At 69.3% G+C, this 4378-nt stretch carries 6 protein-coding genes and 1 pseudogene; 1 reads left to right on the top strand and 6 read right to left on the bottom strand.

Annotated features, from left to right (window positions below):
- The 3 genes from ruvB to ruvC form a co-directional block, all read right to left on the bottom strand.
- Positions 1-653: Holliday junction branch migration DNA helicase RuvB (gene ruvB, locus ACH107_RS30480; protein ID WP_412509444.1), on the bottom strand; the 653-nt coding region annotated here is incomplete at its 3' end.
- 12 nt (positions 654-665) lie between these two features.
- Complete coding sequence (gene ruvA / locus ACH107_RS30475; protein ID WP_310690490.1) at positions 666-1346, bottom strand: Holliday junction branch migration protein RuvA; 681 nt, start codon at positions 1344-1346, stop codon at positions 666-668.
- A complete protein-coding gene (gene ruvC / locus ACH107_RS30470; RefSeq protein WP_412509443.1) occupies positions 1343-1849 on the bottom strand; it encodes a crossover junction endodeoxyribonuclease RuvC in 507 nt (168 codons plus the stop codon). The genes ruvA and ruvC overlap by 4 nt, the downstream gene beginning before the upstream one ends.
- A 330-nt stretch (positions 1850-2179) precedes the next feature.
- Here ruvC and ACH107_RS30465 point away from each other — a divergent pair, with 330 nt between their 5' ends.
- Positions 2180-2374, top strand: coding sequence for a DUF1127 domain-containing protein (locus tag ACH107_RS30465; RefSeq protein ID WP_310690492.1), 195 nt, complete (start codon positions 2180-2182; stop codon positions 2372-2374).
- A gap of 286 nt (positions 2375-2660) precedes the next feature.
- Here the strand turns inward: ACH107_RS30465 and ACH107_RS30460 are convergent, their stop codons facing one another.
- The 3 genes and pseudogenes from ACH107_RS30460 to ACH107_RS30450 form a co-directional block, all read right to left on the bottom strand.
- Complete coding sequence (locus tag ACH107_RS30460; RefSeq protein WP_412509442.1) at positions 2661-3536, bottom strand: 50S ribosomal protein L11 methyltransferase; 876 nt, start codon at positions 3534-3536, stop codon at positions 2661-2663.
- A gap of 3 nt (positions 3537-3539) precedes the next feature.
- Positions 3540-3761 carry a hypothetical protein gene (locus ACH107_RS30455; RefSeq protein WP_412509441.1) on the bottom strand — a complete coding sequence of 74 codons (222 nt, stop codon included), beginning with the start codon at positions 3759-3761 and terminating at the stop codon, positions 3540-3542.
- A 110-nt stretch (positions 3762-3871) separates the two neighbouring features.
- Positions 3872-4288, bottom strand: a pseudogene (locus ACH107_RS30450) (primosomal protein N'); the annotation flags it as partial.
- Positions 4289-4378: the final 90 nt, after the last annotated feature.

The raw sequence follows: 4378 nt of genomic DNA, 5'->3' as shown, positions 1-4378 counted from the left end.
GGCGTGCCGCGCGCCCGGCGGGCGATCTCTTGCGCGCCGCCCTGTGTCGCGGGCGCCCCCAGCAGGCGCGCGCCGCGGGTGACGATCTCGTGTAGCTCTTCCGTAGTGTAGAATTGCAGCCGGGTGGGAATGCCGAAACGGTCGCGCAGCGGCGTCGTCAGCAGGCCCATGCGCGTGGTCGCCCCAATGAGCGTAAAGGGCTGCAGCTCGATCCGCACAGTGCGCGCCGCCGGGCCTTCCCCGATCACCAGGTCCAGCTCGAAATCCTCCAGGGCGGGGTAGAGCACCTCTTCGACCGCCGGGTTCAGGCGGTGGATCTCGTCGATGAACAGAACGTCGCGGGGTTCGAGGTTGGTCAGGATCGCGGCCAGGTCGCCCGCCTTGGCCAGCACCGGCCCGGAGGTCATGCGAAAGCCAACGCCCAGTTCCTTGGCCATGATCTGCGCCAGCGTCGTCTTGCCCAGCCCGGGCGGGCCGTGGAACAGGGTGTGGTCCATCGCCTCGCCGCGTCGCTTGGCGCTTTCGATGAAGACATGCAGGTTGGCGCGGGCTTCGGCCTGGCCGATGAACTCGTCCAGCAACTGCGGACGCAGGGCACGGTCGGCATCCTCGGGCTGGCGATCGGGGCGCAGGGTGGGATCGGGCTCTGCCATGATGTGGCCCTCTTACCCCTTCGGCGCCAGCAGCTTCAATGCCGCGCGGATCAGCGCGCCGGTCTCGGTGCCCGGCGTTTCATTCAGGGCCCGGGCCACGGCGCCCGCGGCCTCGGAGGGGCCGTAGCCCAGGTTCGTCAAGGCCGACAGGGCCTCGGACTGGGCCGCGCCATCGGGCGCGGGGGCCGCCGGGGCGGCAGGGGGGGGCGTCTCGACAACCGCGTCATCCGCGGTTTCGGGCGCGGTTTCGGGCGCCGCTGTGATCGGCGCCGCGGCCCCCATGGCCATGACGGTGGGCGCCTTGTCCTTGAGATCGAGAATCACCTTCTGCGCTGTCTTGGGCCCGACCCCCTTGGCCGAGGCGACCGCCGACCAGTCGCCCAACGCCATGGCCCGACTGACCCCGTCTGCCCCGAGCGTGCCGAGGATCGCCAGCGAGGCCTTGGCCCCGATGCCCTGCACGCCCATCAGCAGGCGGTGCCATTCCTTTTCCACCAGCGAGGGAAAGCCGAACAGCTGCAACAGGTCGTCCCGCACCAGCAGGTCGGTATAGAGCGAGACCGCCTCGCCCGGGCCGGGCAGCGTGGCCATGGTCCGGTCCGAGACAAAGACGACATAGCCCACCCCGCGCACGTCGATGAGCACATGATCGTCGGCCCGGTAGTCCAGCCGTCCGGAGAGCCGCCCGATCATGCCGAAGCCCCCTGAACCGCGCGCGCCAGCTGCCCCGCCGATTGCAGGTGATGGGCATGGCAGATCGCGATGGCCAGCGCATCGGCCGCATCCGGCCCGGCCAGCGCGACCCCGGGCAGTTGCAGCCGCACCATATGGGCGATCTGGCCCTTGTCGGCATGGCCCACGCCGACCACGGCCTTCTTGACGGCGTTGGGTGCGTATTCGCCCACGGCCAGCCCGGCACGGGCCACGACCAGCATGGCCACGCCTCGGGCCTGGCCCAGCTTGAGCGTGCCGGCCCCGTCCTTGTTGACGAAGGTCTGTTCCACCGCTGCGGCGTCAGGGGCGTGCCCCGTCACGACCGCCTGCAACTGGTCGTGCAGCGACAGCAACCGCGCCGCCATCTCGGTGCCGGCTGATTCGCAAACGCCGTTGCCGACATGCGACAGGCGCGCACCCGTCACCTCGATCAGGCCCCAGCCCATCTTTCGCAATCCCGGATCAATGCCCAATACCCGCATGCCACCCCGTCATTATTGCCGTTTTGCAACAGCCCTAGCACAAAGAGCGAACACTGGCCAAGACGGAATGCGCGGTCCGAAAGCGACACGTCACCTGTCCGCCGGCGACACACCCTCGGCGCTACGGTCCGTTTTCGCCCCTTCCGGGGTCGAAAACGACACGCGCGGAAAGCAGAATTTAACCATTCTAATCATGGGTTTAGTGCAAAACCGGGGTATGCTGAAAACGCATGGGAGCCATGCAAAAAACGCTCTGGCGCGAGGCGACAGACCTGCCTAGCTGCGCCGCAGACGACACCCCGGCGCCCGCCCATTTCACAGGAGAGACCCATGGCCGCCATCGACATGACCCGCCCGCTCACCGGCTTCGGATTCTCGTTCGCCAATCTCCTCGGAACGATGGCCAGCTGGAATGACGCGCGCGCCACGCGCCGGGCGCTGTCCAGCCTCAGCCGCCGCGAGCTTGACGACATCGGCCTGTGCCCCGGCGACATCGACCGCATCGCCCGGGGCAAGCGCCGCTGAGGGCTCCAACACCGCCGGACAATGACATGAACAGGCCGCGTCGGACCCCCGGCGCGGCCTCTGTCTTGCCGACCGCCAGGCTATGGCGCAAACGGGCACTCGACGGTGCGTATCCGGGCGGCGCAGGCTCTCGCGCACCCGCATGATTCGGGCGAGCCGGGTCTCGAAACCCGGAGAAATCCGCAGGACGCCCTTGCTGCGATCCACGCTTCGGCTTTTGGACGCTGACGCCCGAATGCGGCGCTAAGGGGCAAACGTCGTCAATTCGCCGAGTACGGGCGGAAAATCACCCCGGCTTGGCCATGACCAGTGTCGTCCAGTCAGCAATCTCGTCGCGGGCCTCGGGTTTGAACCCGCAGCGTGCATAGGCCGCACTGACCTCTTCGGCCTGATCGTTCAGCAGGCCGGAGAGGATCACATACCCCCCGGGGCTGGTATGCGCCGCCACCGCAGGAGCCAGGTCGATCAAAGGCCCCTTGAGGATATTGGCGAAGACCAGGTCATAGGGGGCCCGGTCGGCCAATGCAGGGGCCTCGAACCCTGCGGCGGTGAAACAGGTGACAGCCCCGGCCATGCCGTTGGCGGCCAGGTTGGCCTGGGCCACCTCGACGGCGACCGGGTCGATGTCGCTGGCGATGACCTGCGCCTCGGGCAGGCACTTGGCCGCCGCCATGGCCAGAACGGCGGTGCCGCAGCCGATATCGGCCACCTTCTGCGGCGCCTCGCCCTGCCCCAGCAGCCGGTCGAAGGCGCGCAGGCAGCCCAACGTGGTGCCGTGATGCCCGGTGCCAAAGGCCATGGCCGCCTCGATCAGCAGCCCCACCCGGCCCTCGGGCAGCCTGTCGACATCATGGCTGCCGTAGACGAAGAATCGCCCCGCCTCGACGGGGGACAATTCGCGTTTGACATGCGCGACCCAGTCCACGTCGGGCAGTTGCGACACGGCGAACGGCTTGGCCCCATGCGCCGCGGCCAGCAGCGCCAGGGCGACCTCGTCGGGGCCTTGCTCGAAATAGCCGCCGACTTCCCACAGGCCTGAACCGTCCTCCATCTCGAAGACGCCCACGCCGGTGGGCGCCGGCTCCAGCCCCTCCAGTGCATCGCCCAGGGCCTGGGCCGCATCCTTGCCATCAAGTGTCGTCAGGGCCGTGAAGGTCGTCATCTGTTACTCCGAAGGGGCGGGCAGGACCCGCGTCAGGATGGTTTCGTTGCCCGGGCCAGGATGGCGCGGGATAAGCAGCGCCAGGGACATCCCCGCCATGCCCGCCGCCAGCCCGAAGACCGCCGCGGCCAACACCATCCAGAGATAGCCCAGTAGCGTCGGCAGGACCACCGCCGTCATAAAGGCCACCGGCATGGCGGCGGCCATGAGAAACAGAAGCGTCACGGGCCAACGGCAGCAACCGGGCCTGAGCCAGGGGAACGATGCGCATGAGCAGCGCTCTACGCCGTTTCGGCGCCCTTGGCGAGTGCGGATGGACCCGCCCGGCCCGACCGTCAGTAGAAGGACTGTGGGTCGATATCCAAGGCCAGGCGCAGATCGCCCCTGAGCGCGAACTGACCGACCCATTGTGCGAGCGCCTGTTGCAACGGCACGCCCTTGTCGGCCTTGACCAGCAGGCGCACCCGGTGCCGGCCCCGGATGCGCGCGATGGGCGCGGGCGCGGGCCCGAAGACCTGTGCCCCGATCCGGCGTAGCGGGGCATCGTTGCGCGCCATTTCCGTGCCCAGGTCAAAGACCGCCTGCGCTTCGGTGCCCGACAGGATGATCCCCGCCATGCGCCCATAGGGCGGCACACCCGCTGCCTCGCGTTCCGCCGCTTCGGCGGCCCAGAAGGCCTCTTCATCGCCGCCAAGGATCGCGCGGATCACCGGATGGTCCGGCTGGAAGGTCTGAAGCAGCGCCGTGGGGGGGGGGGGGGGGGGGGGGGGGGGGGGGGGGGGGGGGGGGGGGGGGGGGGGGGGGGGGGGGGGGGGGGGGGGGGGGGGGGGGGGGCGGGGGGG

The organism is Roseovarius halophilus (ex Wu et al. 2025), from assembly GCF_047086965.1.
This window is presented reverse-complemented; position numbering and strand designations above follow the sequence as displayed.

Bases quoted from the DNA above. Each gene is read 5' to 3' on its own strand.
- ACH107_RS30460 (WP_412509442.1), bottom strand. From the start codon at position 3,536: ATGACGACCTTCACGGCCCTGACGACACTTGATGGCAAGGATGCGGCC.
- ruvA (WP_310690490.1), bottom strand. From the start codon at position 1,346: ATGATCGGGCGGCTCTCCGGACGGCTGGACTACCGGGCCGACGATCAT.
- ruvC (WP_412509443.1), bottom strand. From the start codon at position 1,849: ATGCGGGTATTGGGCATTGATCCGGGATTGCGAAAGATGGGCTGGGGC.
- ACH107_RS30465 (WP_310690492.1), top strand. From the start codon at position 2,180: ATGGCCGCCATCGACATGACCCGCCCGCTCACCGGCTTCGGATTCTCG.